This window comes from Fibrella musci (assembly GCF_041321105.1).
GTDB classification, from domain to species: Bacteria; Bacteroidota; Bacteroidia; order Cytophagales; family Spirosomataceae; genus Fibrella; species Fibrella musci.
Genome location: NZ_JBGGWD010000001.1, coordinates 332786 through 356780, shown reverse-complemented (window position 1 = coordinate 356780; position 23995 = coordinate 332786). Strand labels below are relative to the sequence as shown.

General features: G+C 55.2%; 23 protein-coding genes. 7 read left to right on the top strand and 16 right to left on the bottom strand.

The window, feature by feature from the left end; all coding sequences use genetic code 11:
- The first annotated feature begins 6 nt into the window (after positions 1-6).
- On the top strand, positions 7-408 hold the full coding sequence (locus ACAW74_RS01480; protein WP_370696413.1) for a thiol-disulfide oxidoreductase DCC family protein: 402 nt from the start codon (positions 7-9) through the stop codon (positions 406-408).
- On the opposite strand, the gene ACAW74_RS01475 is transcribed toward ACAW74_RS01480, so the two are convergent.
- The 9 genes from ACAW74_RS01475 to ACAW74_RS01435 form a co-directional block, all read right to left on the bottom strand.
- On the bottom strand, positions 405-1901 hold the full coding sequence (locus tag ACAW74_RS01475; RefSeq protein ID WP_370696412.1) for a tagaturonate reductase: 1497 nt from the start codon (positions 1899-1901) through the stop codon (positions 405-407). The two genes, ACAW74_RS01480 and ACAW74_RS01475, sit on opposite strands and share 4 nt — an antisense overlap.
- Positions 1902-1993: 92 nt before the next feature.
- Complete coding sequence (locus ACAW74_RS01470; RefSeq protein WP_370696411.1) at positions 1994-2659, bottom strand: bifunctional 4-hydroxy-2-oxoglutarate aldolase/2-dehydro-3-deoxy-phosphogluconate aldolase; 666 nt, start codon at positions 2657-2659, stop codon at positions 1994-1996.
- A gap of 84 nt (positions 2660-2743) precedes the next feature.
- A complete protein-coding gene (locus ACAW74_RS01465) occupies positions 2744-3754 on the bottom strand; it encodes a sugar kinase (RefSeq protein WP_370696410.1) in 1011 nt (336 codons plus the stop codon).
- A 47-nt stretch (positions 3755-3801) separates the two neighbouring features.
- Complete coding sequence (locus ACAW74_RS01460) at positions 3802-5148, bottom strand: MFS transporter (protein WP_370696409.1); 1347 nt, start codon at positions 5146-5148, stop codon at positions 3802-3804.
- Between the two features lie 105 nt (positions 5149-5253).
- Positions 5254-6606: a hypothetical protein gene (locus ACAW74_RS01455; protein ID WP_370696408.1), complete on the bottom strand. Its 1353-nt coding sequence runs from the start codon at positions 6604-6606 to the stop codon at positions 5254-5256.
- 6 nt (positions 6607-6612) lie between these two features.
- Complete coding sequence (locus ACAW74_RS01450) at positions 6613-7929, bottom strand: metal-dependent hydrolase family protein (RefSeq protein ID WP_370696407.1); 1317 nt, start codon at positions 7927-7929, stop codon at positions 6613-6615.
- 75 nt (positions 7930-8004) lie between these two features.
- A complete protein-coding gene (locus ACAW74_RS01445) occupies positions 8005-8439 on the bottom strand; it encodes a hypothetical protein (protein ID WP_370696406.1) in 435 nt (144 codons plus the stop codon).
- 154 nt (positions 8440-8593) lie between these two features.
- On the bottom strand, positions 8594-9043 hold the full coding sequence (locus tag ACAW74_RS01440) for a DUF4920 domain-containing protein (protein ID WP_370696405.1): 450 nt from the start codon (positions 9041-9043) through the stop codon (positions 8594-8596).
- A 79-nt stretch (positions 9044-9122) separates the two neighbouring features.
- Complete coding sequence (locus ACAW74_RS01435) at positions 9123-12335, bottom strand: DUF7948 domain-containing protein (RefSeq protein ID WP_370696404.1); 3213 nt, start codon at positions 12333-12335, stop codon at positions 9123-9125.
- Between the two features lie 218 nt (positions 12336-12553).
- Here ACAW74_RS01435 and ACAW74_RS01430 point away from each other — a divergent pair, with 218 nt between their 5' ends.
- Positions 12554-13210, top strand: a complete 657-nt coding sequence (locus ACAW74_RS01430) for a carbonic anhydrase (protein ID WP_370696403.1) — start codon at positions 12554-12556, stop codon at positions 13208-13210.
- A gap of 61 nt (positions 13211-13271) precedes the next feature.
- Here the strand turns inward: ACAW74_RS01430 and ACAW74_RS01425 are convergent, their stop codons facing one another.
- A complete protein-coding gene (locus ACAW74_RS01425; protein WP_370696402.1) occupies positions 13272-14864 on the bottom strand; it encodes a peptide chain release factor 3 in 1593 nt (530 codons plus the stop codon).
- A gap of 182 nt (positions 14865-15046) precedes the next feature.
- On the opposite strand from ACAW74_RS01425, the gene ACAW74_RS01420 reads away from it, so the two are divergent.
- The 5 genes from ACAW74_RS01420 to ACAW74_RS01400 all read left to right on the top strand — a co-directional run bounded on the left by ACAW74_RS01420 (position 15047) and on the right by ACAW74_RS01400 (position 18011).
- Complete coding sequence (locus ACAW74_RS01420; RefSeq protein ID WP_370696401.1) at positions 15047-15538, top strand: hypothetical protein; 492 nt, start codon at positions 15047-15049, stop codon at positions 15536-15538.
- A gap of 378 nt (positions 15539-15916) precedes the next feature.
- Positions 15917-16105, top strand: coding sequence for a DUF2188 domain-containing protein (locus ACAW74_RS01415; protein ID WP_370696400.1), 189 nt, complete (start codon positions 15917-15919; stop codon positions 16103-16105).
- 15 nt (positions 16106-16120) lie between these two features.
- Entirely contained in the window at positions 16121-16534 is a 414-nt protein-coding gene (locus ACAW74_RS01410; protein ID WP_370696399.1) for a four-helix bundle copper-binding protein, read from the top strand.
- A 117-nt stretch (positions 16535-16651) separates the two neighbouring features.
- Entirely contained in the window at positions 16652-17155 is a 504-nt protein-coding gene (locus tag ACAW74_RS01405) for a pyridoxamine 5'-phosphate oxidase family protein (protein ID WP_370696398.1), read from the top strand.
- A 127-nt stretch (positions 17156-17282) separates the two neighbouring features.
- Positions 17283-18011 carry a DUF3891 family protein gene (locus ACAW74_RS01400; RefSeq protein ID WP_370696397.1) on the top strand — a complete coding sequence of 243 codons (729 nt, stop codon included), beginning with the start codon at positions 17283-17285 and terminating at the stop codon, positions 18009-18011.
- A gap of 72 nt (positions 18012-18083) precedes the next feature.
- Here the strand turns inward: ACAW74_RS01400 and glgX are convergent, their stop codons facing one another.
- From glgX to ACAW74_RS01370, 6 genes are all read right to left on the bottom strand, one after another.
- Positions 18084-20189 (bottom strand): glycogen debranching protein GlgX, encoded by a 2106-nt coding sequence (glgX, locus tag ACAW74_RS01395; RefSeq protein ID WP_370696396.1) that lies wholly within the window; start codon positions 20187-20189, stop codon positions 18084-18086.
- Between the two features lie 196 nt (positions 20190-20385).
- Complete coding sequence (locus ACAW74_RS01390; protein WP_370696395.1) at positions 20386-20841, bottom strand: ferritin-like domain-containing protein; 456 nt, start codon at positions 20839-20841, stop codon at positions 20386-20388.
- A gap of 141 nt (positions 20842-20982) precedes the next feature.
- Entirely contained in the window at positions 20983-21333 is a 351-nt protein-coding gene (locus ACAW74_RS01385; protein ID WP_370696394.1) for a DUF3140 domain-containing protein, read from the bottom strand.
- Positions 21334-21440: 107 nt separating this feature from the next.
- Entirely contained in the window at positions 21441-22148 is a 708-nt protein-coding gene (locus ACAW74_RS01380; protein ID WP_370696393.1) for a YiaD family glycine zipper/OmpA-like lipoprotein, read from the bottom strand.
- A 220-nt stretch (positions 22149-22368) separates the two neighbouring features.
- Positions 22369-23121: a response regulator gene (locus ACAW74_RS01375; RefSeq protein ID WP_370696392.1), complete on the bottom strand. Its 753-nt coding sequence runs from the start codon at positions 23119-23121 to the stop codon at positions 22369-22371.
- Positions 23122-23208: 87 nt separating this feature from the next.
- Positions 23209-23919: a sensor histidine kinase gene (locus ACAW74_RS01370; RefSeq protein WP_370696391.1), complete on the bottom strand. Its 711-nt coding sequence runs from the start codon at positions 23917-23919 to the stop codon at positions 23209-23211.
- Positions 23920-23995 lie beyond the last annotated feature (76 nt).

Below are 23995 nucleotides of genomic sequence, written 5' to 3'. Positions count from 1 at the left end.
ATAGCCATGACGAACCACCCAGTCCTGCTGTTCGATGGAGTCTGCAACCTGTGCAACGGTGCCGTGCAGTTCGTGATTCGACACGATCAGTCGGGCTATTTCCGATTTGCCTCGCTACAATCGGTGGCCGGGCAGGCCTTACTGAGGCAGTTTGGCCTTCCCACCGACCGGTTCGATTCGTTTGTGTATATAGCCGATGGCCGTTGCTACACCGAATCGACGGCGGCGCTACTCGTGGCTCGCCAACTGAGTGGGGCGTGGCCGCTGCTCTACGGATTACGAATCATCCCACGCTTCATTCGCGATGCGGTATACCGGTGGGTCGCGCGGAACCGGTATCGTCTGTTTGGCAAACGGGACGCCTGTATGCTCCCGTCGCCCTCACTACAGCGTCGGTTTCTGGCCTAGAGCGCAGCGTTGACTCCCTTGGTCAGCATGGTTGTCAGGTACGTGGTCACCTGCTCTGCGAAGCCGGGCAGCGCGGTCAGGTCGGCCTGCCAGAGCGATTGGTCGGCCAATACGGTCTGCACAAACGCACCGATGGTGTCGGGTTGTTTAGAGTCTACAGCCTGCCATTTTTCGAAGAAATAGCCCGCCTTTTCGTCACGAATCGGGTAAACGACTTCGCCATCCGGCACGGTCACTTCACCCACATACTCGCCCGTTTCGGTCTGGCGGGCGGCGCGCATAAAGAGCAGGTACGCTGCAAAGCAAAGGGCCATCCGGTCGGGTACGTTACCCGACAGCGCAACGGCGCGCTGAAGCGTGGCCACATTTCGCATCTGCATCTTGGCTGTTTGCTGTAACGTGATGTTCAGCAGGAAATGCTCGTTGAAGGGGTTGCGAAACCGGTCGAGGACGGCGTTGGCGAAGTCGGCCAGGGCCGTAGGGCCTTCATCGCCCAGCGCATCCGCCGGGATGGTCGGAATGATGTCGTCGTGCATCAACTGCTCCACCAGTGGGCCCATTTTGGGGTGCTTCATAGCATCTTCTACCGTCACGTTGCCGAGCAGGTAACTCAGGGGCGTCATGAACGTATGGGTGCCGTTGAGCAGGCGTAGCTTGCGCTCCCGGTAAAAGTTGATGTCTTCGTCGATGAGGACGGCGTCGGGGCTAGCCTGCGCAAACGAGAGCATGCTTTTGACCCGGTCGTCGCCTTCGATGGCCCAGAGGTGATAGGGTTCGGTAGCAATGAGTAGTTGATCGTCGTAGCCGGCAGTCTGGGCAAAAGCGGCGGCCGTTTCGCTGTCGGGTTTGCCCGTCACGATCCGGTCGACCAGCGAGTTGCAGAACCGGACGTGAAACTTCAGCCATTTCATAAACAGCTTGCCCAGTTCGTTGTGTTTGGCGGTGCGCTCAACGGCTTCGCGCAGGCGCAGGCCATTGTCGGCGATCAGTTCTGTAGGCACCACAACTAAGCCCATCTTCCGTGAACCACCTGCATTTTTGAAACGCTCGTACAGGAAGGCCGTCAATTTGGCCGGGAACGACTGGGGTACGTTTTCGAACAGACTTTCTTCGACGTATTGCAGGCCCACTTCGGTCGTGTTTGAGACGATCACCTGGAGCGACGGCTTCCGGGCCAGCGCCAGAATATCGTCCCACTGGGTCTGGGCTGCCAACACCCGGCTAACGGCCGTCACGACGGTTGACTGATCGACGGACTGACCGTTTTCGATGCCCCGCGTCCAGACGGTGTAGCGGTTGTCCTGCTCGGCAAATTCGCTGACGTCGTTCCCCGTCGATTTAACGACAACGATCGAGCCGTTGAATACACCTTGCTTGTTGGCTTTATCGATCAGGTAATCGACGAGGCCGCGCAGTAAAACGCCGGTACCAAATTGGAGAACACGTTCGGGAAGTGTGGGGGCGGGAGCCAGTGATGCAGACAGTCGGTTCATTCAGCAAACTACGTACCTAAGGGCCTCCGACACGCAGCGGCCCAGTAAAAAATCGTCGTAACGACAAAAATAGGGGGGAAGCGGTGAAATCGTTACGACCGGCGCAGGGTCTTCGCAAAATCGACCGTTTGGCGTATCTGCTCTTCAAGCTGGGTATACGCACCTGCCTGAATTAACTCTTTGGCAAATAGTTGAGAACCAATGCCTACCGCCGACACGCCCGCGTTGAACCACTTGGTCAGACTCTCAATAGTGGGCTCGACTCCGCCCGTGACCATTACCCGCGTTTGGGGCATGGGGCCGTGCAGTGCTTTCACGAAACCCGGTCCCAGGCCATCGCCCGGAAACAGCTTCACGAACTCAACGCCCCATTCTTCGGCCCGGCTGATTTCGGTGAGTGTAGCGCAACCGGGCATGTAGGCTATCCGGCGGCGATTGCAGAAGCGGGCCACCTCTTCGCTGAACGTTGGAGCAACGATGAAATTAGCGCCGAGCTGCACATACAGGGCCGCCGTGGGTGCGTCGAGAATGGTACCCGCGCCCATTACCAGACCGGGCATCTCGCGCCGGGCCAGTTTGACCAGTTCGCCAAACAGTTCGTGCGCAAAATCACCCCGGTTGGTGAATTCAAAAGCCCGAATGCCTGCCCGGTAAGCCGTTTGTAAAATCGAGCGGCAGGTGTCGAGGTCGGAATGGAAAAAGACCGGCACAACGGGCGTGTCAAGAATGGTCTGGTATACGGTGAGGCGAGGTGTCATCGTTCGTAGCACCGAAGCTCCAGCTTCGGCAAAGGCCGGGTGGCCTGTTAATGAAACAACCGACGCTGGAGCGTCGAGACTACGTTATCGTTTAATCTTACCCGACAGGTTACCGGCGGCTATGTCGTCGATCTCCGACGGGGTAGCCAGCAGTACGTCGCCGGGAATGGTGTGTTTAAGCACTGAAGCCGCCACACCAAAGGTAAGGGCTTCGGTCAGGGATTGGTCGTTTTGTAATAGCCCATAGATGAGGCCCGCCATGAAGGCATCGCCGGTACCAATGCGGTCGATGATCGGCTGCACGTCGAAAATGAGTGTCGACACTGTTTCGGCGCCATCATACAGCCATGCCGACAGTCGGTTATGTGAGGCACTTACCGACTCCCGGACGGTATCGGTAACGTACCTGAGGCGCGGAAAACGGGCCATCATTTCCTGGGCAGCGGCTTCGTTGGTGCTGGCGTCGATGCCATACAGGTAGGCAAACAGACCGGCATTGCCCAACAAGAGCGTGCAACCCGCCGTCAGGTCGGGTAGCACCTCCTGGGGAGTCTGGCCATATTGCCAGAGATTACTGCGGTATACCGGGTCGCCGGATACGGGCACGCCCAGGCGGTTGGCGGTTTCAATCCCCTTCAGCAAACAGGCGGCCGTGCCTGCCGAAATAGCGGGTGTGATGCCCGTCCAGTGAAACCAGTCGGCCACTACCCCGTCGGCATCGACAAAGACCGTTTCCCAGTCGACGCTATCGGCGGTCAGGCGCGAAAAGGCCGAATCGGCCCGGTCATAAATAACCTGACTGGCCCGGCTTGCGGCGCCGTGCTCCAGAAAATAGAGGCCCATCCGCCCGGCACCCCGCTGCACATAGTGTGTGTCGACGCCCGCCTTGCGCAGGTGGGCCACGGCGGCGTCGCCCAGCGCGTTGGTGGGAAAGCTGGTGATGTGCTGCACATCGACGCCCCATTGGGCCAAGGCCACGGCGACATTGGCTTCAGTACCTCCAAACGCCATGTCGAAGGTGGTTGCCTGACTAAAGCGATTCTGGCCCGGCGGACTCAACCGCAGCATGACCTCGCCAAACGTAATAACTTTCATACAATGGTCTGTAGGCAAAACGGAAAGCCGCCGTTGCCTGCATCAGTTTACCGGGCCAGCGTCACCTGTGGGTCGAGTTCGTCGGCCGTGACGGGTTCCAGTTTGGGTAGTACAAGGTGAATGAGCAAGAGCGCCAGCAAATAAGCGCAGGCCGCGATGATGAAGAGTGGGTAATAACCAAGGTTGTTGATGATATCGCCCGAGTAGCGCGCCAGCAGAATACCCCCCAGCGCCCCAAACATACCGCCGATACTGGTGACGGTGGCCGTGACGTTTTTCGGGAACAGGTCAGAGGCAAAGGTATACATATTGGCCGACCACCCCTGGTGCGCTGCCGTCGCCAGCGAAATCAGCGCGATAGCTACCGTCAGGCTGTTGGTCTTGGCGGCATACATGATCGGCATCACGCAGAGGGCGCAGATAAGCATGGTGGTTTTGCGGGCGCGGTTGGCCGTCCAGCCCCGGTTCATAAACTGCGTGCTGAGCCAGCCGAAAAAGATGCTGCCGGCATCCGACACGACGTAAATGATCAGGAAGGGAATGCCGAACGATTTGAGGTCGAGCTTTTGGTCGAGGGCCTCGTTGGTGTTGAAAAAGTCGGGTAACCAGGCCATATAAAACCACCAGATGGGGTCGGCCAGAAACTTACCGATCGCATAAGCCCAGGTTTGTTTGTACGACAGCAGCCGCAGCCAGGAAACGCGCAGAGGTGGTTCGGTGACGGCGTCGCTTCGAATATAGGCCAGCTCGGCGGCCGATACGTGGGCGTTGCGCTGGGGCTTCGAATACGAAAACCACCAGAAGGCCAGCAGCACAAACGCCAGCACACCCGTCGCCAGAAACGAGCTGCGCCAGCCGTAGTTCAGAATGAGGTAAGGAACAATCAGGGCGGTGATGATAATGCCCACATTGGTACCGGCATTGAAGAGCCCGTTGGCGTATGACCGCTCGCGGCGCGGAAACCATTCCGATACCGTTTTGACCGCCGCCGGAAAGTTGGCCGACTCGCCCAGTCCCAGCGCCACCCGGGCCAGTTTGAGCCCGCCCAGCGACTGCACAAACGACGTACCCACGGCGGCAATGCTCCAGATAACGATACCCAGCGAGAAGCCGCGTTTAGTACCGATCCGGTCGATGAGCCAGCCCATCACCAGAAACCCAATGGCGTAGGCAAACTTGAACGCCGAATCCACCTTGCTGTATTCGACCCGAAACTGATCGATACGCTCCTGCGTCAGCACGTCATTTACCGACAGGCCGAGCATCTCTTTCCGAAACAACTCGTCGGTCATGGTGAAGGACAATACCTGCCGGTCGATGTAGTTGATCGTGGTTGCTACGAACAAGAGGGCAACCATACGCCAGCGAAAACTGCCGGGAGAAGAGGGATTCATACCGCTGAAAGGAGCGTTTGCGTGCTTTTTACCGTCTAAGAGTTAACAACTCGCTTGCTGCACCAGAGAAAACGGCCCCTGGGTGCGACAACGTACCCACGATGTCTATGGCTCAGGTACGTACCAGAACGGAATGGTGGTAAGCTCGTCGGGGATGGGCTGTCCGGGGCGTTGAATGCCTATCCGAAGCTGGTTACGGCCTTTGACGAGGTTGCCCGGAACGAGTACCGTCTGCCAGCCGCGCTGCTGCGTCGAACCCGCTTGAGAAAAGAGCAACTCGGTCTTGCTGAACACCGAATCGTTGACCGTCAGCCTGATGAGCTGATTAATTTGCTGCTTACTCCAAACGGCGTGTTGGCGGCGGCGTTCCGTCCTCGACAGGGAATCGGGCCAGACCGGCTCCGGGGCAAGGCGCGTCAGCAGCGTATCGAGGGCTCTTGGGTAAGCAATGAACAGCCGTAGATAGGGCTCCCGGATCACGTCGGCCTGAATAGACGCTACATCAACCAGTTCACCTTCTGGGCGTTGGTTATCGTAAGCGCCGGGGTCGACAAAGAGGCTATCCACACGGGCGGAGTACAGGTGGCGTCTGTTAAAAGCGGAGCTGCGGCGGTTGCCTCTTGCCTGATCGACAGTGTATTCGACAAGAAATACCACCGCGAATACCGTCATAAAGATGGCGAAGGTGCGAGCAAAGCGCTGCTTGGGAATGTGGCTGTAGAACGTGTTCGTGATGTACGACGAAGGCCGATAGGCACCCATAAATAGCAGTTGGGAGGCTTTCACTAGCCGGTAATGTACTCTCATGCCTGTTGGATGCTCCTTCACCTTTTTCAGGCTTAAGACAATCAGCGCTACGTAGAAACTCACCCCCAACACGCTCACCCCAATCTTGATGCCCTGCCAGACCGCCGCCGGGACATTGGGCTGCACGACCAAGTAGCTGATCAGCCCCAGAACATAGGCCATCCCGATTATGATCAGGAAAAACACAAACTGAAAGGCCAGCGCAAAGACAATGTTGCATCGCTTGTCGAGCCAGAGGATGTAGCGGTCGAGAGGACCGAGCTCGTCGGCCATCCGTTGCTGGGCATACGGCGTCGAGAATGGAATTCGGTCGTAATGAATACCCGACGGATACACAGCCAGCAGCCCGACCAATCCAACCCAGAAAGCCCGCATCACGAAATTGGCCAGGAAAGCGGCAAAGAGTACGTAGAAGGTTGCCCGGATCATGCTGTACGACAGCGATAAGAGCATAAGCGGCGGCCCCTCTGTATTGAGCAGGAAATTGTGTTGCAGGTAGCTGAAGGCCGAGTCGAGCAGGTCGGGCAGTTGCAGAATGGCAAACATCGCGACACCCGAAATGGCCAGTTCGAGGTTCCAGCTCTGGGTGGTCAGTTCGCGTAGTTTGTCCTGCTCGTCGGGCGACAACGAGGATGACGTAGTATCAGGCATAGGCTCTTATTTGTACTGCTTGCCGTCTTTCATCACGAACCGGACGCTTTGCAGGGTCTTAATGTTCTGGATGGGGTTTTCGTCGACGGCAATGATGTCGGCAAATTTGCCGGGTTCGATAGAGCCGATCTGCGTATCCATGCCCAGCAGTTTGGCGTTGGTCATCAGTGCTGCCCGGATGGCCTCGACCGGCGGCATACCCGCTTCGACCATGTACTCAAACTCTTTGGCGTTGTAGCCGTGAACATACACGCCCGCGTCGGTGCCGAAGGCGATCTTGACACCCGCTTTGTAGGCTTTGGCAAACGTTGCCTGGATTTTCGGGCCAATGGCCAGCGCCTTGGGTACTACCAGCGCGGGGTAATAGCCAAACATCCGGGCGGAGTCGGCGGCGGTTTTGCCGGCAATAATCGTGGGTACGTAGTAGGTGCCGTGTTTCTTGAAGAGTTCGATGGCTTCGTCGTCCATGAGCGTGCCGTGCTCGATGGTTTGCACTCCGGCGCGGATGGCTCGTTTCATGCCCTCGGCGCCGTGGGCATGGGCGGCGACAGGAAAGCCATAGTCTTTGGCCGTTTCCACGATGGCTTTCAACTCTTCTTCGTTGAACTGCGGCCCCTGCCCGTCTTTGGCGTTGCTCAGCACGCCGCCCGTTGCCGTAATCTTGATCAGGTCAGCCCCTTCTTTGTAGCGTTGCCGAACGGCCTTGCGGGCTTCGTCGGGACCATTAATTACCCCCTCTGCCGGGCCGGGGTCGCCCATCAGTTCGCGGCGGCTACCGTTGGTGGGGTCGGCGTGGCCACCCGTCGTAGCGATGGATTTGCCCACCGTCAGCACTCGTGGTCCGTCGGTCAGCCCGCGGTTGATGGCGTTTCGTAGGGCGATGTTGACGCCCGACCCGCCCAGATCACGCACAGTGGTGAAGCCCGCCAGCAGGGTCGTTTTGGCATATTTGGCCGCCTGATAGGCCATGTCAGGTACGTTCTGTGTGTATCGGTCGATGGCTCCGCCGCGCCGGGTCTCCATTTCCAGGTGCACATGCATGTCGATCAGCCCCGGCAATACGGTTTTGTTTTTCAGGTCGATCACCCGATCCTGCGCCGCCGGGGTAGTGTAGCCGCGTTGCACGGCGGCGATTTTGTTGCCTTCGACCACGATGGTCATGTCACGTTGCAGGTCGTTGGTGGTGCCGACGAACAGATTCCCGCAATGTAGCAGGGTGCGGGCGGGTTGCGCCAGCAGGGGCGACGCCAGCAGGCAGGCACCCATAAAACAGATAGCGGTTTTGATTCGGCCGGTGGGGCTGGGTACGTACTGTTTCTTCATAGAGCGGTTGTTGCAAACAAAAGCCGCAGCCCAAATGAGCTGCGGCCATGAAGATAATAAAAAGTGGTTTGCTGCCTAACGCGCTACTACCTCTACCAGCGCCTTCGTCGGTTCAGCAGACCCTGAGCCAGGGTAGGGCGTTACCTCCCGAAGCACTACTTTGTAGGTTGTCCCCCCCAGCACAACCCCCGTCGAATCAGGGCGTTTGTTGGTTGGATTGTCCAGGTCGGGTCCCAATACCAGCCGTACCGCTTTGGTTTCAGCTTCTTTGGTTAGCGCCGCCCGCAGAATAACGTTACCACTCCAGATACAACTGGCATTGAGCGGACAGCGGCTGTCGTAGAGCGAGTCTACTTTGACGGTTATGCCAGACGAGAGACGCCCTGACTGATTCAGGGCCAGTTTGACCTGATCAGCGGGGGCGGGGGCTGTCGATGAATTGTTACAGGCTAGGAAGAGGGTGGCCGAAGCAAACAGAGACGCCGCGGCTAGTTGTAAGGGACGGTTCATGTCGTATTTGTGAATTGATGCGATAAAAAAAACGAGGCGGCGTTGTGATCCGACTCGTTTTCTAGACTCACCCCACTGCGGCGAGGTTGTAATAAACCGTTGCTTTTTTTTAGCGGATAACGGTAACATGGCGTCACCTCCCAAAACCTGCTGGTTATTTTTTCACAATTACGCCGTCGGCCACGAAGGTGATGGCTTTCTCGGGCTCGGTGATTTTGGCAATCTCTTCTTTGCTTTTACCCGCGTCTTCGGCATAGTGGCGCAGTTCCGAAACGGGCGTCGTCGTTTGTTTGGCTACGCCTTCCACCACTACGGTTTTGCCCGAAATATCTTTCGGAACGAAGAAACCGTAATCTTTGAACGTCACGCGCATGGTCTGCCCATCGGTGGTTTTGAGTTTCATCCAGCAGCCTTTCATCTGGCAAACCGACTCGACCGTTCCTTCTACCTTGGCTTTTGCTTCTGATTTGTTGCCCAGATTGCTGGCGAGCTGCGCTGCCGGAACGGCACCTTTCTCAGAAATCTTTTTTCCGTGGTATGAATCCTGAGCGGTGGCTCCGTAGGTCAGGCCCAGCGACAGGGCGAGGATGGCGATGAGTTTCATGCGTTGTTTATCTGGTTGATGGCTTTTACTTGCTGTTTGATTGTCAAACTTCAGACATCAAACAGTAAACTCCAAATCTTCATTCCAATACCTGTATCCAGCCTTTACACTGGCTGCCACCGGGCGTGGTTAGCAGGTAAAAATAGGTGCCATGCGGGGTTTTACTGCCCCAGTTGTTCTGGTAATTGTCGGTCGCGAAGAGCAGGCGACCCCAGCGGTTATAAATTTCCAGTCTGGCCCCCGTCAGGCGTGTGTCGAAGACATCGTTCTTGCCGTCGTCGTTGGCCGTCACCACGTTGGGCAGCGGGCCAAAATTTTCGTAGGTGACCGGCACCCGCTGCGTCAGCGCACAATCCTGTTTATAGGCCGTAACCACTACTTCGTACTGCCCTGATTTCGGGTACTGATACGTAACGGGTAGCCGGGTGCGCAGCGTGTCGCCGTTACCCATCGACCACACAAATCGGTCGGCCCCGACGGTGTTATTCTGGAACGTCAATACGGTGGGCGTTGTGCAGTCTGATTTGCCAGATACCTCAATTTTCGGTGCAAACGAGTTGTCGGCCCTGACCGTGACGGTGCGGTTGGTGGAGCAACCCGCTTCGTTGGTCATCGATACGCTGTAGGTGGTCGAGGTCTGCGCGACAACCACAATACTGGCGGCGGTGGGTGTGGTAATGGCCGATGCCGAGGTGCTGCCCGTTGTCCACAGGTACGTTAGGCCGCCCTGCGCCGTGAGCGAAACGGGTTTGCCCGCGCAGAGAACGGTGTCTTTACTGACCCGGAAATCGGCCGGAGATACCTTGATCAGCCGCGTGGTCGAATCAACGAGCTTGCAGTTGAGTGGGTTGTACGCGCGGATGATGACCGGGTACGTACCGGCTTTGTCGAACGTATACGTGGCCCGGTTGGGGTCATTTGAGACCACTTTGCCATTGATCACCCACTCGTAGCGTTTGCCGCCCACACTGGTGTTTTGCAGGCTGAGCGTAAGGGGCGTGCAGCCTTCGACTACGTTTTTGCGGCTACCCTCGTAGGTGTCGAATCCGGCTTGCAGGCGATCGGTGTCGAACTTGAAGGCAATGTTGTTGCAGTTGGCGTTGCCCCGCGTTTTAGACCAGGCTGTCGCCGAGGCGGGAAACCGGTTGCTCCGGCAGCTACAGGCAGCGTGGTAGATGGTGCCGTATGGATCGAAGCGGCAAGTACCCCCGTCGATATGATCACCATCGCGGACCGAGTCGGCCGGGGTGGTATCGCCCATGAAGGTGCCGTACAGGAACGACTTCGCCCCCTGCTCGATAATGCCTAGCCAGAAATTGCTGCCGTTGGTGGTGCGCTTGTAGGCGTCGGCGGTGGTGGGCATGCCGTTGGTGCTGCTGTTGGGGTTGAAGTTACGACTCGTGTTAACCAGCCCGCCCCAGCCCGCTACATACATGTTACCGCAGGTGTTCACCAGAAAGGCCGTTGGCGAAATGTCGGGCCCGGCCCGACCCGAGCCAAACACGGTCGAGAAGATGGTTTTAGAGAGGTCAGCGTTAAGCGCGTGGATAAACTGTCCACTGCCGGCATTGCTGTAGACGCCCGCCGTAACGGGGTACCGTCCTTTGGAAAGGCCATAGACGTGCGGCTGTTCGTTCGGGCCGATGTCGATCAGGCTGGCAACATCTGAGCTACCCGTGCCCAGGTACGTGAACGCCGTGAGTTTTCCGTCGGCGCTGCCGAGCCGGGCTACGTAGCCGTCATTTACGCCCGCCAGCTGGGTTTGTAGCGCTCCCGACGTACCTAGCCCAGTGCTGTAGGTCGTACCGCACACATACAATGCGCCCGACTTGGCCAACCGCAGTCCAAACGCCATATCGAGTTGAGAACCACCGAGGCGGGTAGCCCAGTCGAGTGTTGATAGATCAGCCGAAAGCCGGAACACGATACCATCAGTGATACCTTTCTGAGTAGAGCCATCCGTGACCGGGAAATCGGTCGATTGGGTGGTGCTGGCCACGTATAATTCGTCGGCTGGCCCCACAATGACTTCGCCCCGAAATTCGTCGGAATAATTTTGAACCGAGCCCGCCAGTCCGTACAGATTTAGCCCATCGTGGTTACTGCCTCCCACAAAGGTGCTGCCGATAAGAGACGTACCTGCGGCGTTTAGTCGAGCTAGAAACAGATCGCTACCCAACGTGTAGGTCAGATAACCACTATATACGTTGGCTACAATCCCTGCCTGCGAGATCAGCCGCGACTTGTAGGCATTGGCGGTGACGGGAAAATCGCCCGAGGCAGTACTGCCCATCACAATTAATTCGCCCTTGCTGTTAACCACGATACTGTGGGGAAGGTCGGTACCCGAGCCGCCCAGTTGCGTGGCATAGATCAACTGCGATCCATCGGCCGAAAATTTCATGATGCCCACATCGGTTTGTCCGGCGTAGCTGACCTGAAACGCGCCCCGGGTCGTAGGGAACCCCGTACCCCAGACCGAACCCGCCACGTAGGTATTGCCGTCGGCATCGTAGGTAGCCGCGTGACCAAAATTATCAGCTCGTGAACCCGAAAACGTAACGAAAAGGAGCTCAGGATCGATGGTGAGCGCTTGGGTGTTGTCGTAGCCGTTCGGGAAAACAAACCGCGCCGTCTGCCCATCCAGCGCCCAGCGGGTGGGTACTTCTGTAACGTGCTGACCGCGGGTAACAAAGCTGTAAGGCGCATTTTCACGAAACTCCGTCACGGAGGTCCGCACCGTCAGCCGATTGTTGGACAGGTCGAGTGCGTCGGCCCCGTCGTAAGTCAGCCGAATCTGGCCCGGATCGACGCCCGGCTGCACAATGAATTCGTACTTAAGGGTTTCGTAATAGGCGTAGATGCGCAGATCGACGCCGGGGTACAGGTTATGGTAACGTACCTCGGCAAAACCACGTACCCCGCCCGCCCACCGGCTGGGGTCATCGCCCGAAAAGTAGCTGAAGGTTGTTTCGACGGGTTTTGATCCCACAATTTGTGATGCCCCGGCGCTACCAACGGGTGTAACCAGCACGCCATGCGCCCGAATAGTGGGCGAAACCGGCTCGTTGCTGGGAGCGGTGGCGTGGCGGCGGGCTGTTTCGCGGGTGTCGTAAAATGCGTAGTGGAGACCGTTGGTTTTCAGGAAGAGAAAGCCGCCGGGAAGGTCGGCCCGGAAACGCACGTCGGCGGGCCACTGGCCTTTATTTTCAATAAAAACGAGCCCCCGGGGTGCGGCGCGAGCTAAAAAACAACCGGTTAATAGGCAGAGGATTAGTAGCGTTGAACGCATAACGTCGGCACGTATAAAAATCAGTTGTCTAAGCTACAAAAAATGCGCCGGAACCGAGTAGGCACAGACAGGACTTCACCGGCAGTTTGAACTGGTGATCGCCATAGCAGACTTCATCAACCGGTTGTTGCCATTGAGCTAATATGTTTAATTTGCCCCACAAACCAATTGGTGCATAGTCGAGTTATTAATCTGTTTTTAACCAATAGCCCTTGCGGATGGAATTATATCAGCGCGTATTCGAGAACAACAAAAAGTACGTTGAACAACGCCTTCAGGAAGACCCAGATTACTTCAAAGAGATGTCGTTGCAGCAGTCGCCCGACTTCCTGTACATTGGGTGCTCCGATAGTCGGGTACAACCGGAAACGTTTCTGGGTGTGCGGCCGGGTGAAGTCTTTGTTCATCGTAATATCGCCAATCTCATTCCCAACAACGATGTCAATTCGATGGCCGTTGTGCAGTATGCCGTAGAGAACCTGAAGGTGAAGAATATCATCATCTGTGGGCACTACGGCTGTGGTGGGGTGGCCGCCGCCATGACGCGTAACAAGTTCAACACACTCGGGGTGTGGTTGCGCAATATCAAGGATGTGCGTCGGCTTCATAAAGACGAGTTGATGGCCATTGACGACGAAACCGAGCGCTTCAAACGCCTGGTCGAACTGAACGTGCGGGAACAGTGCCTCAACGTGCTGAAGTTCTCGTTTGTGCAGCGGTCGCAGGCCGAAACGGGCTATCCGCGCGTGCATGGCTGGGTGTATGACCTGGAACGCGGCACTATCAAAGACATGGGCATCACGCCCGATAGCCTCAAGGATGACCTGGATACGTATATCTACAATCTGGACGGTGAACCCGAACGAATCGTTTAAAAACGAAAAAGGGCAGCGTTTCGAAACGCTGCCCTTTTTCGTTTTTAAGATAAACTTTACTTTAGGCCATTTCCGTCTTGAACTCCGACGTCTGGTGGAACGTGATATCGGGGTTGTTTTCCTGGTTCATGCGCAGCATCCAGTCCGATTCGGCCAGAAACACCGGATTCTGGTCTTTGTCATAACCGATCTGATTGCCTTTGAGCCGGATAAACTCGTTCAGCTTCACTTTATCGTCCGACGTAATCCAGCAGGCGCGGCTCGTGTTCATGGGAACCCAGCGGCATTTGGCACCGTATTCGTGCTCGAGCCGGTACTGAATCACCTCAAATTGCAGTTCACCCACCGTCCCGACGATCTTCCGGTTGCCGAGTGCCAGCGTGAACAACTGGGCCACGCCTTCGTCGGTAAGCTGCTGAATCCCTTTATCCAATTGCTTGGATTTCATCGGGTCAAGGTTAATCAACTCCTTGAACAGTTCGGGCGAAAAGCTCGGAATGCCCGCAAATTGCAGGTCTTCGCCTTCGGTCAACGTATCGCCGATTTTGAACGTACCTGTGTCGTATAGACCGATTACGTCGCCGGGGAACCCTTCTTCAACCACCGCCTTGGCGTCGGCCATGAAACTGAAGGGCGAAGCAAACCGCACGTCTTTGTCGAGGCGGGTATGGTGGTAAAATTTGCCGCGCTCAAACAGTCCCGAACAAACCCGCAGGAAGGCGATCCGGTCGCGGTGGCGCGGGTCGAGGTTGGCGTGGATCTTGAATACGAAGCCGCTGAACTTCTTCTCTTCGGGCTCCACAACGCGCTTGTCGGTGGGGCGGGCAATGGGTTCCGGTGAGATCTGGCAGAATCCGTCGAGCAGTTCCTTCACCCCGAAATTATTGACGGCCGATCCGAAGAAAACCGGAGCCAGCTTACCGGCCCGATAGGCCTCGATGTCGAACGTATCATACACGCCCTCGATCAGCTCCACGTCTTCGCGCAATTGAGCGGCGTCGCGGTCACCTACTTTTTCGTCGAGCAGAGGCGTGTCGATGTCTATCGGCAGCACGTCGTCTTCCACCTTCGTTTTGTTGACGCGGAAGAAATATAATTTTTTTTCGTTGAGGCTATATACCCCCTTGAAGTCGGAACCCATGTTAACGGGCCACGTAAGGGGACGTACCCGGATGTTTAATTTCTCCTCCAGCTCGTCGAGCAGGTCAAACGGGTTGCGGCCTTCGCGGTCGAGTTTGTTCACGAAGATAATCACCGGCGTGTCGCGCATCCGGCACACTTCCATGAGCCGTTCGGTCTGTTCTTCTACGCCTTTCACGCAGTCGATAACCAGAATAACGGAGTCGACGGCGGTGAGTGTCCGGTACGTATCTTCCGCAAAATCTTTGTGGCCGGGCGTATCGAGGATGTTTATCTTTTTGCCTTCATAATCGAAGGTCATCACCGAGGTAGCCACCGAGATACCCCGTTGCTTCTCGATTTCCATGAAATCGGAAGTCGCCGATTTCTTGATTTTATTGGATTTGACAGCCCCGGCGGTTTGAATGGCTCCGCCAAAGAGCAGCAGTTTTTCGGTCAGTGTGGTTTTGCCGGCGTCGGGGTGGCTGATGATGGCGAACGTGCGCCGACGGGCAATTTCCTGCTCGCGGTTCATTTAGTATTTTTCTAAGAATCAGAACACAAAGATACGAAAAAAGACCGGACGCCTTTCACCACAGAGGCACTGAGTACGCTGAGTTGGTTGGGCGTTCTCTGTGTGCTCAGGACCCTCATCGTAAAAGGCTTTCGCCAACTTTCTCGCTTTTCGACGGTTTTACTAGCCAAACACAAAACGTTATGAACAAGACTATGTATGCGGCCACCGCGCTGGCCCTGCTGCTGGGTACGTTCCAGCTGAGTTGCGAATCGAAAACTGAAAACAAAGCGGAGGATGTTGCCGAAGCCAAACAGGAGGTCATCAACACGCAGGAGGAGGGAGGCACCAAAGAAGAGGTTATGGACAAGCAGGCCGACCTCGATTCGGCCCGTGCCGACTTCAAGAAGACTTGGGATGCCGACCGCGACGATATGCGGAAGGAGTTGAACGCCGAGATGGAAGACATCGACGAGAAGACGGCCAAGTATGAGCGTGATATGAAAGACGGCAAAGGTGACCGTACCAAGCTAACGACGGGTATCAGCACGCTGAAAAAGGAACGGGCTACCATTGCGGGCCTGCTCAAGGAACTGGATCAGGTGACGGCCACGAGCTGGCCGAAAACCAAAAAAGCGATCGAGGAAGTGAAAGACGGCGTGGATGACCGCGTGGATGCCCTTGACGCGAACTAAGCCGAAAATTTGGCACCTGGAATGACTTTCCTACGGGGCATTCGTCTGATGCATAGCGAACGTCAGCGGAGTCGCCCCTTGCAACCTATTAATTGAGGCTCATTACGTTCCCCGACCTTCCACAGTCGGGGAATTTTGTGTTGAGTAATGTGGGAATAAATTTCTACACCTGTTCCCCGCCTCCATACTCGCCAGAAAATTAATTCGGCCTCTGCCAGGGAATAACTGACTGATAGTGAGCAAACAAACCCCGCCCTTAATCCAATTGGCCGTATCGGATCTGTATTTGGCATAATATTTCTACGCCAGCTTATTAAATAAGACAACGATACGCCAATGAGACTCATGAACTGGACCCCTACCCACTTCCCTGCTCCCATGCGCTCGCTAAGTCCGAGCACACGAGCCAAAGCTATCGAGATCGCTAACGCACTCATGGCTCGCGAGAACATGGATCGGCAGGAGGCTATTCAGCTTAGTATCATTGAAGCGCGGCGCCAGGCTAAAGCGCAGCTCGCTACCGAGGTATCGTTGTTATCGTCTACTTTTTCACTCCAACAGGCGTAAACCCAAAACCTCATCATGATCTGGAATAAAGCCATTTACGACACACTGACCGGCTGCGCAGCCCTTTGCGACGAAACCGCCACGGAATCATCGCGCTCAAATGACATCGAAAACTGGTACCGCTTCATTTTCCTGAATCTCGACTGTGCCGATCTGTGCCGTCAGGTAGCTATGCTCTATGTGCGCGGCTCGGAAAACACCCGGTTGCTGGCCCAAGCCTGCATCGACGTGTGCGAAAAATGTGCTGGTGAGGCGCAACAGTTTACATCGGAGCGGGCGCAGCAGGTGTACGCCATGTGCCAGCAGACGATCCTGAGCTGTTCGAAAATCCTGTCGATGCCGACGAGCGACGAGCCCGCCATGCCGACCCAGTCGACCCCGGCTTCGCTGTTCTACGGCATCGATCTTCGCGACGCGCTGTATAACTAATAAATCATTTGTTTGACGTTTGGTGTTTATGGTTTAGTGTTTCGTCTACCTCGTCAAGAGGATGGGACAGCGCCAAACTGTAAATACTGAACGTCAAACTTTTTTTATCCCAACGTTATGGAAACCCAAACACAACACAACCCCCAACTGGAAAAAGTAAAGGAGATGGTCGAAGACATCCGTATCGCGATGATGACGACTGTCGATGAGCAGGGTAATCTGGTAAGCCGCCCGATGGCTTGCATGCAGATGGATGCCGACGGAACATTTTGGTTCTTTACGCAGAAATCATCGCCCAAAGTCGACCAGATTCAGCACAATGAAAACAAGGTGAACCTGAGCTTTGCGGATGTGTCTGACGCCGACTACGTGTCGATCTCAGGTACGTCACAGGAGCTGGACGACCGGGCCAAAATCGACGAACTTTGGTCGGATATGGCTAAACCCTGGTTCCCCAAAGGCAAAGACGATCCCGAACTGACGCTGCTGAAAGTACGGGCTGAACTGGCCGAGTACTGGGACTCGAACGATAGCCGCATCGTGCGGTTGTTCGAAATGGCCCGCGCTGCCGTCACAGGCGATACCTACAAAGAAGGCGAAAACGTAAAGGTGAGCCTGTAAACCAAAAGAGGAAGGGGAGGACAGAGGCGAGGAAGCAAGGAAGAGGCAGACTAACTGTTGTTCGTAGAACATAACTAAGCCTCCTTCTTGCCCCCTCGTCTCCGTCCTCCCTTTTCTCTTTCTTCCTATGATCACCCGACTTATTGATGCGGGCTGGGAGGTTATCCACCAGCCCGCTCATGCGTTATTGGCCTTCCAATTGGCCCTCCACTGGCAGGCCGACAAACGCCCCGAGCGCTGGCCCGAAACGCTTATCGCCCTCACGGAACACGACGACGGGCAAGACCCTTATGAAGGTCGTAACCACCTGACCGAAGCAGGTGCTCCCAGGCATTTTCAGGTGCTAGACTACTCGGTGTCGCAAATGCAGAACATGATCACCATCGCCCTCCAGAAAAGCCGCTGGAACGCGCTGATGGAGTCGATGCACATCACGTTTCTGTACGAAGAGAAGCGGGGCAAGAACGCAGAGCTAGACAACTGCCTGGATCAGCAGGTTGAAAATCAGCAGTCGTGGCGGAAACAGTACGGCGTTTCGGAAGCCGTCGTGCGGTATGCCTACGATTTTGTGCAGTGGTGTGATGCATTCTCGCTTATTCTGTGTCAGAATCAGGTGCCACCCGAAGGACGCCGCCTGGAAATCAGCGTTGGGCCGGACGGGCAGCACTACTATGTCTTCCAACGACCCAATGGCACTTTAGGCGTCGATCCCTGGCCCTACGAACCTGATACGTTTACGGCGCACATTGAATACGTAACGCTCGATCAGCTCACGTTTCGCGACGATAAAGCCCTTTACAACGCACTCCAGAAAGCCCCCATTCAACTTCAGGAATGGACGTTGGCGAAAGCGTGAAAAGCAGAACGCGTGAATGAGAGGCCTTGCGTCAGGCTCTCATTCACGCGTTCTGCTTTTCACGCTTTACTATTACACCATCCGTAGCAGGATCGACGACCGCTCGGGTACGATGAACGGTTCTTTAACATCCACACGAGCGCCGCTTTCGACGGTGCCGTTGTAGGTATCCACAATCACCTCGTAGTGTGTACGTGATTTATGCGGAGCCGGTAGCGTAAACGGAATCGGCTCCCAGTAGCTGTTCAGAATCCAAAGCAGTTTAGAACCGCCTTCCTTCGTTTCGTTGAGGAACGTACCTGATTCATCCTGCTCATCGACCCGTGCCCCGTCGATCCAGAGTGCGAGGCAACGAGTGTCACCGTTGGCGTAATCCTGTTCGGTGAACACCTCACCGTCGGGCCGGAGCCAGTCGATCTGTTCTGTGTCGTAGAATTTGCGGCGGCTCAGCAACGGGTATTTCAGACGTACCTGCGCCAGTTGACTCACATAGTCGAACAGTTGCTGATTCTTCTCTTCCCAATTCCAGTTAAACCAGCTGATGTCGCTATCCTGGTTGTAGCCGTTATTGTTACCGTGCTGGGTACGTCCGTATTCGTCGCCCATCATGAACATCGGTGCTCCCTGGCTCAGCAGCAGCGTCGTCATGAAATTGCGCTTCTGCCGTTCACGGGCGGCGTTAATATCGGCGTCGTCGGTTGGGCCTTCTACGCCCATGTTCCAGCTTTCGTTGTTGCTCTCGCCGTCGTTGTTGTTTTCGCCGTTGGCCTCGTTGTGCTTCTCGTTGTAGCTAACCAGATCATTGAGCGTAAATCCGTCGTGGGCAATGATGAAGTTTACGCTGTTGCCGGGGCCGCGCCCGTTGGCGTAAAGATCGGGGCTACCTAGCAGGCGTAATGTCATTTCGTGGGCCTGCCCTTCGTCGCCTTTCCAGAATTTCCGTACGCAGTCGCGGTATTTGCCGTTCCACTCCGACCAACGTACCGGAAATTGCCCGACGTGGTACGATCCAATGTCCCAGGGCTCAGCGATGAGCTTCACCTGGCTCAGCGTGGGGTCCTGGTTGACTGTATCGAGGAACGACGAAACGTAGTCGCCAAGCTCGCGAATCAAGGCCGAGGCCAGATCGAACCGGAACCCATCGACGTGCATTTCCTGTACCCAGTAACGCAGGCTGTCCATCACGACTCGAAGCGTTTGCGGATGCGTGAGGTTGAAGGTGTTACCCGTGCCGGTGTGGTTCATATAGAACTGAGGCTGCTCGGGCACGGTGTGGTAATACACCCGATTGTCGATGCCTTTAAACGACAGCGTCGGGCCCATTTCGTTGCCTTCGGCGGTGTGGTTGTACACCACGTCGAGAATGACTTCAATACCAGCTGCGTGCAGATTTTTGACCATCTGCTTGAACTCGTTCACCACGTTGTCGCTGGAAGCGTAGCCATTGTGGGGGGCAAAAAAACCGATGCTGTTATAGCCCCAGTAGCTTTCGTTGGTGAACTGGTGCACGGGCAGTAATTCGACAGCTGTAACGCCCAGCTTTTGCAGGTATTCGATAGCTTCGGGGGTACCCAGGGCTGCGTACGAACCCCGAATGCTGGCATCGATGGTGGGGTGCTGAAAGGTGAAGCCCTTGACATGCATCTCATACACCATCGACTTGTTCATGGGAGTGTGCGGTGCCTGATCGTCGCCCCAATCGAAGGCAGCCGAATCGACCACCACGCTTTTGGGTGCTACCTTACCGCTGTCTACCTCGCTCATTTCGCGGTAGCGGTCTTCCGCCTCGCTCTCGTGGTTGTAGCCCAGCGTATCGACTTCACCCCCTACGGCGCCGTGAATTTCGCGGGCGTAAGGATCCAGTAGCAATTTGTTGGCGTTGAAATAATGGCCTTCTTCAGGCGCGTAAGGGCCATCGACCCGGTAGCCATACAACTGGCCGGGACGAACGCCTTCCAGGTAAATGTGCCAGACATTTTCGGTCTTTTCGGTTAATTCGATGCGGTGTGTTTCCCGCTCGCCCCGTTTCGAGCTGAAGAGGCAAAGCGATACGCCAGTGGCATGCTTGCTGTAAATGGAAAAATTGACGCCCTGTTCGTCGACAGTGGCACCCAGCGGGTAGGGCTGGCCGGGCCGCGACGGAATGGTAGGCGCCGAAGCCATTTTATGTGTAATCATAACGGTTGAAGACTTGGTAGAAATTACCAATAAATAAACCGCCGTGAAAGCACCATTGTTTGGGCGGCAACCAGCCTTTTTGGCATTCTTACGAAAAATCAGGCGAGTACTCCTGCTTCTCGGGATCGATGTTGAAAACCCCTAAAACAAAAAAGCCTGCACTCACAGAGTGCAGGCTTTCCGATCCCACCATTCACTACACTACCAAAGCCAAGCGTCCCATTGTTGCATGGGCCGACTCGACTTTACTCTTCTGGCGAAGCAGCAACTCACGGGTACTAGCCGCGATGTCGGTCTGCTCAAGCACATCTCTATATTCGTCAAGGGCCTCGGCATCGCCACGCTGACATTCTTCAGCTACAGCTTTGTCGGTACTGCCCGATACGGCACTTTTGATATTAATCCAGGCACGGTGCAGATCAGAGGCCAGGCTGGTGCCACCTTCCGGATCGCCGCCCAATGCGCGGATTTCGCGATCAAGCTCCTGACCGAATTCAGCGCGTTCCCGCGACTGAGCCAGAAACAGGCTCTTCAATTCAGCGTCTTTAACGTTCTCAGCAGCCTCTTGATAGCCTTTCTCGGCGTCGTGGGCGCTTGTCAGCAACTTGTTCAGTTGGTCGAGGATTTCACCTCGTGTTTCTTTAACATTCATAACGTTGATTATTGATTGCACAATGTAAAATGAAAAATGGATACTCTATAGGAAAACTGCCTGTAAAACCACAAAAAGCTAAAAATTGAGCTACTGGCAGCTTTTCTTGATAGCCACCTTTTTGCCTACCTTGTGCGAGTACTAACTTTTCTGAGGATCATGCCCCCAGTTCTTTAACGAAAAAAGCCAGTTACTGCCTTCCACCTCATGGGGTTTCTGAGCCGAATGGCGGCGCACATAACTGATCACTTTACGCATATGGGCGTAGTCGTCGCTGGTCAAATCATCCTTTTTCTTGTTCAGAATCTTGATGATCTTTTTCCCTGACTGATGCCCCACTGATTCTGCGTCGTCATCGTCTTTTTGGCCTACCTTCTTCGATTCAGCAGTATCCAGCCACTTTTCCAGTGTGGTGGCCGACATATTAACGACTTCGTTGAACTCGCTATATACCTCCTTTTTTTCCTGATCGTCGAGTGTTGCCGTTGCCATGACTACGCTACTAAGTTAACGTTTACCAGTTACCGTTCATTGTCTACTTTATTCGAATTTATTTCGACTTAAACGAGTCAATAAATGGTAACTGGTGAACTTATTTGTTATTCGATATTGCCGTCTTTGGCGTCGCGCTTCATCTTGTCATTAGCAAATACGGCGATATCGACCCGGCGGTTTTTAGAGCGGCCAGCTTCGGTGCTATTATCCGCAACCGGTTGCGATTCGCCATAGCCTTTCTCATCGAGACGGGCGCCTTTCACGCCTACGCTTTTCAAATAGCTGGCTACCGCATCGGCCCGTTCTTTTGAGAGCTTCAGGTTGTAATCATCAGGTCCAGAGGCGTCGGCGTGTCCTTCGATCAACACATCCGTATCCGGGTATTTGTCGAGCGTCTGAGCAAACTCGGCGAGCTGCCGTTTGGTCGCTTCTTTCAGATCCGATTTATTCACGTCGAACAGAATATCTGAGCCAAATGTGATTTTGATACCCTCGCCAACCCGCTCTACCGTAGCGCCAGGCAGATCGCGTTTGAGCTCTTCGGCCTGTTTGTCCATACGGCGACCGATCACGGCGCCAGCGGCACCGCCAACCGTAGCGCCGATAATGGCACCTAGTACTGTATTTCCTGACTTACGGCCAATGACACCACCAGCAACTGCACCCGCACCGACCCCAATGGCCGCACCGCGTTGCGTTTTGTTGGTGTTCTGCTTAACCGACTTACAACTCATCATAACATCGCTGGTGGTCAGGCTGGAAGCGAGCAACAGCGCTACCATACCTTTGCGATTGACGTTCAACTTGTTCATAACGTGATAGTGAAATTGATTTAGCCATATATAGCCAAATCCTGTACCACATAATGCTGCAGGAGGAAAAAAGGCTGAAGTCGCTGGCTACCAACCTAACTGTGAGTAGATTAGCCGAAGAAGGGTAGCAGATAGCCGCATGAGCATGAGGTAAACACAGTATACCATAAGATCGCCAATCTGTGGAATTTATTCTACAAGAGTTGTAGACTACTGCGGCTCAGCCATGCAGGCGGCTCAGGAACTGCTCTTTAAAATGACGACCCAGGGGAATGGTCCGCTCGCCAACCCGAATCTCGTTATCATCGAAGGTATCAACGCGCTCGGTATTAACGGCGTAGGACCGGTGAACGCGAACCAGCGAGGGGTACTCGATCTTTTCCAGCACGGCCGATAAGGACAGCCGGAGCGAGTACTTCTTGGTGTCGGTCAGGAAAGTCGTATAGATATCGTCGGCTTCCAGAATCTGAATATCCTTGAGAAGGATCTTGATGAATTGATAGCCTTGTTTGATGAAAATGTGCTGTCCCATTTTCAGGATCAACTCGCGGTTGGTTGACTCCCCACTGGTCGCAACCGGTGGGCTGGCTGCCGGGGCTTTATCGGTCCGGCTCAGGTTGTTAATCGCAATGTCGATCGCCAGCCTGAGGTTCATGAGGTTGTAGGGTTTTGTCAGGTACGCTACCGGAAACGTCTGTTTGGCGCGGGCAACGGTTTCCGCATCAGAATAGGCCGTCAGATAGATGACTGGTACGGGGCGGATGTCGTTAATCCGGCGGGCGGTTTCGATCCCGTCAAATTCGCCTTTGATAGTAATGTCGCACAAGAGCAGATCGACATCGTTGTTCCGAAACAGGTCAATGGCTTTAGGGCCATTATTGGCAATGCCAACCACGGTATAGCCTTCAGATTCCAAGTGATCGCAGAGCGTCATGGCCAGGATAGCCTCATCTTCAACGATTAAGAGATTCATAAAAAGAGGAAGTAGCTGTTCGTTAATCGAAAGCGACGGGCTCGGCTGAGTCGTGGAGCGTCGGTTTCTGATCAATCCAGCGCCAAGTTACTGTTGGATATGTAAACGAAAATGAAGTCCCTGACCAGGCAGCATCATACAGTCGCCACCAATCTGTTGCGACAGGTTTTCGATAAGCCGCTTTGGCAGTTGAACGCCTGCCCGCGACCAACGGGTGGGGTGGGTATCGAGTCCGGGTCCCTGATCCAGCAGTTCCAGCAGCCAGCCGTTCTGCTGTCTCAGGCTAATGGTAACGGCGGGTGGCTGCGGGGCCGCGTGGTGTGTGGCGTCGGTCAGCAACTCGTGCAAAATCAATCCCATCGGTAGGGCCAGGTCGGCGCTCAGTTCGTCGGTATCGAGTTGTAGGGCTAATTGAGGGCATTTTGGCTGTTGCGTCAGTGACTGATACAGGCTACACACGTACTGACGAAGGTTAACGTCGGTTGGCTGCCCACCCAGATAAAGCCGTTCCTGCAAAAGCGCTACTGACCGCGTTCGACTGATACTCTGTTGTAACGACCACCGGGCGGCCGGCTCGGTGGTTTGACCCAACTGCAGTTCGAGCAAGCCGATGGTGATGGCCAGATTCGTGTTGACCCGATGGCTAAGCTCGCGCTGAAGGACAGCCATATGGCCTGATTGCCGTCTGAGTTCGTAACGTACCTGGCGGAGTTGACGGCTCAGTGCCAGGCAGATGAGTATCAGCACCCCGCCCGGCAGTAGCCAATAAAGCCAGTAAGGGGGCGAGAGCAGCATCATGGCAGAAAACAGGTTGTTTCAGGCCAGCAGCAGTACATCGCTAGTTAGCCGTCGACAATAAGCGTAAAATGTTCGA

What these genes read in the sequence shown, in the direction of transcription:
- ACAW74_RS01405 (WP_370696398.1), top strand. Translation starts at nt 16,652, where the DNA reads ATGGAAACCCAAACACAACACAACCCCCAACTGGAAAAAGTAAAGGAG.
- ACAW74_RS01420 (WP_370696401.1), top strand. Translation starts at nt 15,047, where the DNA reads ATGAACAAGACTATGTATGCGGCCACCGCGCTGGCCCTGCTGCTGGGT.
- ACAW74_RS01470 (WP_370696411.1), bottom strand. Translation starts at nt 2,659, where the DNA reads ATGACACCTCGCCTCACCGTATACCAGACCATTCTTGACACGCCCGTT.
- ACAW74_RS01380 (WP_370696393.1), bottom strand. Translation starts at nt 22,148, where the DNA reads ATGAACAAGTTGAACGTCAATCGCAAAGGTATGGTAGCGCTGTTGCTC.
- ACAW74_RS01460 (WP_370696409.1), bottom strand. Translation starts at nt 5,148, where the DNA reads ATGAATCCCTCTTCTCCCGGCAGTTTTCGCTGGCGTATGGTTGCCCTC.
- ACAW74_RS01390 (WP_370696395.1), bottom strand. Translation starts at nt 20,841, where the DNA reads ATGAATGTTAAAGAAACACGAGGTGAAATCCTCGACCAACTGAACAAG.
- ACAW74_RS01455 (WP_370696408.1), bottom strand. Translation starts at nt 6,606, where the DNA reads ATGCCTGATACTACGTCATCCTCGTTGTCGCCCGACGAGCAGGACAAA.
- ACAW74_RS01465 (WP_370696410.1), bottom strand. Translation starts at nt 3,754, where the DNA reads ATGAAAGTTATTACGTTTGGCGAGGTCATGCTGCGGTTGAGTCCGCCG.
- ACAW74_RS01385 (WP_370696394.1), bottom strand. Translation starts at nt 21,333, where the DNA reads ATGGCAACGGCAACACTCGACGATCAGGAAAAAAAGGAGGTATATAGC.
- ACAW74_RS01440 (WP_370696405.1), bottom strand. Translation starts at nt 9,043, where the DNA reads ATGAAACTCATCGCCATCCTCGCCCTGTCGCTGGGCCTGACCTACGGA.
- ACAW74_RS01445 (WP_370696406.1), bottom strand. Translation starts at nt 8,439, where the DNA reads ATGAACCGTCCCTTACAACTAGCCGCGGCGTCTCTGTTTGCTTCGGCC.
- ACAW74_RS01415 (WP_370696400.1), top strand. Translation starts at nt 15,917, where the DNA reads ATGCGCTCGCTAAGTCCGAGCACACGAGCCAAAGCTATCGAGATCGCT.
- glgX (WP_370696396.1), bottom strand. Translation starts at nt 20,189, where the DNA reads ATGATTACACATAAAATGGCTTCGGCGCCTACCATTCCGTCGCGGCCC.
- ACAW74_RS01480 (WP_370696413.1), top strand. Translation starts at nt 7, where the DNA reads ATGACGAACCACCCAGTCCTGCTGTTCGATGGAGTCTGCAACCTGTGC.
- ACAW74_RS01370 (WP_370696391.1), bottom strand. Translation starts at nt 23,919, where the DNA reads ATGATGCTGCTCTCGCCCCCTTACTGGCTTTATTGGCTACTGCCGGGC.
- ACAW74_RS01475 (WP_370696412.1), bottom strand. Translation starts at nt 1,901, where the DNA reads ATGAACCGACTGTCTGCATCACTGGCTCCCGCCCCCACACTTCCCGAA.
- ACAW74_RS01450 (WP_370696407.1), bottom strand. Translation starts at nt 7,929, where the DNA reads ATGAAGAAACAGTACGTACCCAGCCCCACCGGCCGAATCAAAACCGCT.
- ACAW74_RS01400 (WP_370696397.1), top strand. Translation starts at nt 17,283, where the DNA reads ATGATCACCCGACTTATTGATGCGGGCTGGGAGGTTATCCACCAGCCC.
- ACAW74_RS01435 (WP_370696404.1), bottom strand. Translation starts at nt 12,335, where the DNA reads ATGCGTTCAACGCTACTAATCCTCTGCCTATTAACCGGTTGTTTTTTA.
- ACAW74_RS01410 (WP_370696399.1), top strand. Translation starts at nt 16,121, where the DNA reads ATGATCTGGAATAAAGCCATTTACGACACACTGACCGGCTGCGCAGCC.
- ACAW74_RS01425 (WP_370696402.1), bottom strand. Translation starts at nt 14,864, where the DNA reads ATGAACCGCGAGCAGGAAATTGCCCGTCGGCGCACGTTCGCCATCATC.
- ACAW74_RS01430 (WP_370696403.1), top strand. Translation starts at nt 12,554, where the DNA reads ATGGAATTATATCAGCGCGTATTCGAGAACAACAAAAAGTACGTTGAA.
- ACAW74_RS01375 (WP_370696392.1), bottom strand. Translation starts at nt 23,121, where the DNA reads ATGAATCTCTTAATCGTTGAAGATGAGGCTATCCTGGCCATGACGCTC.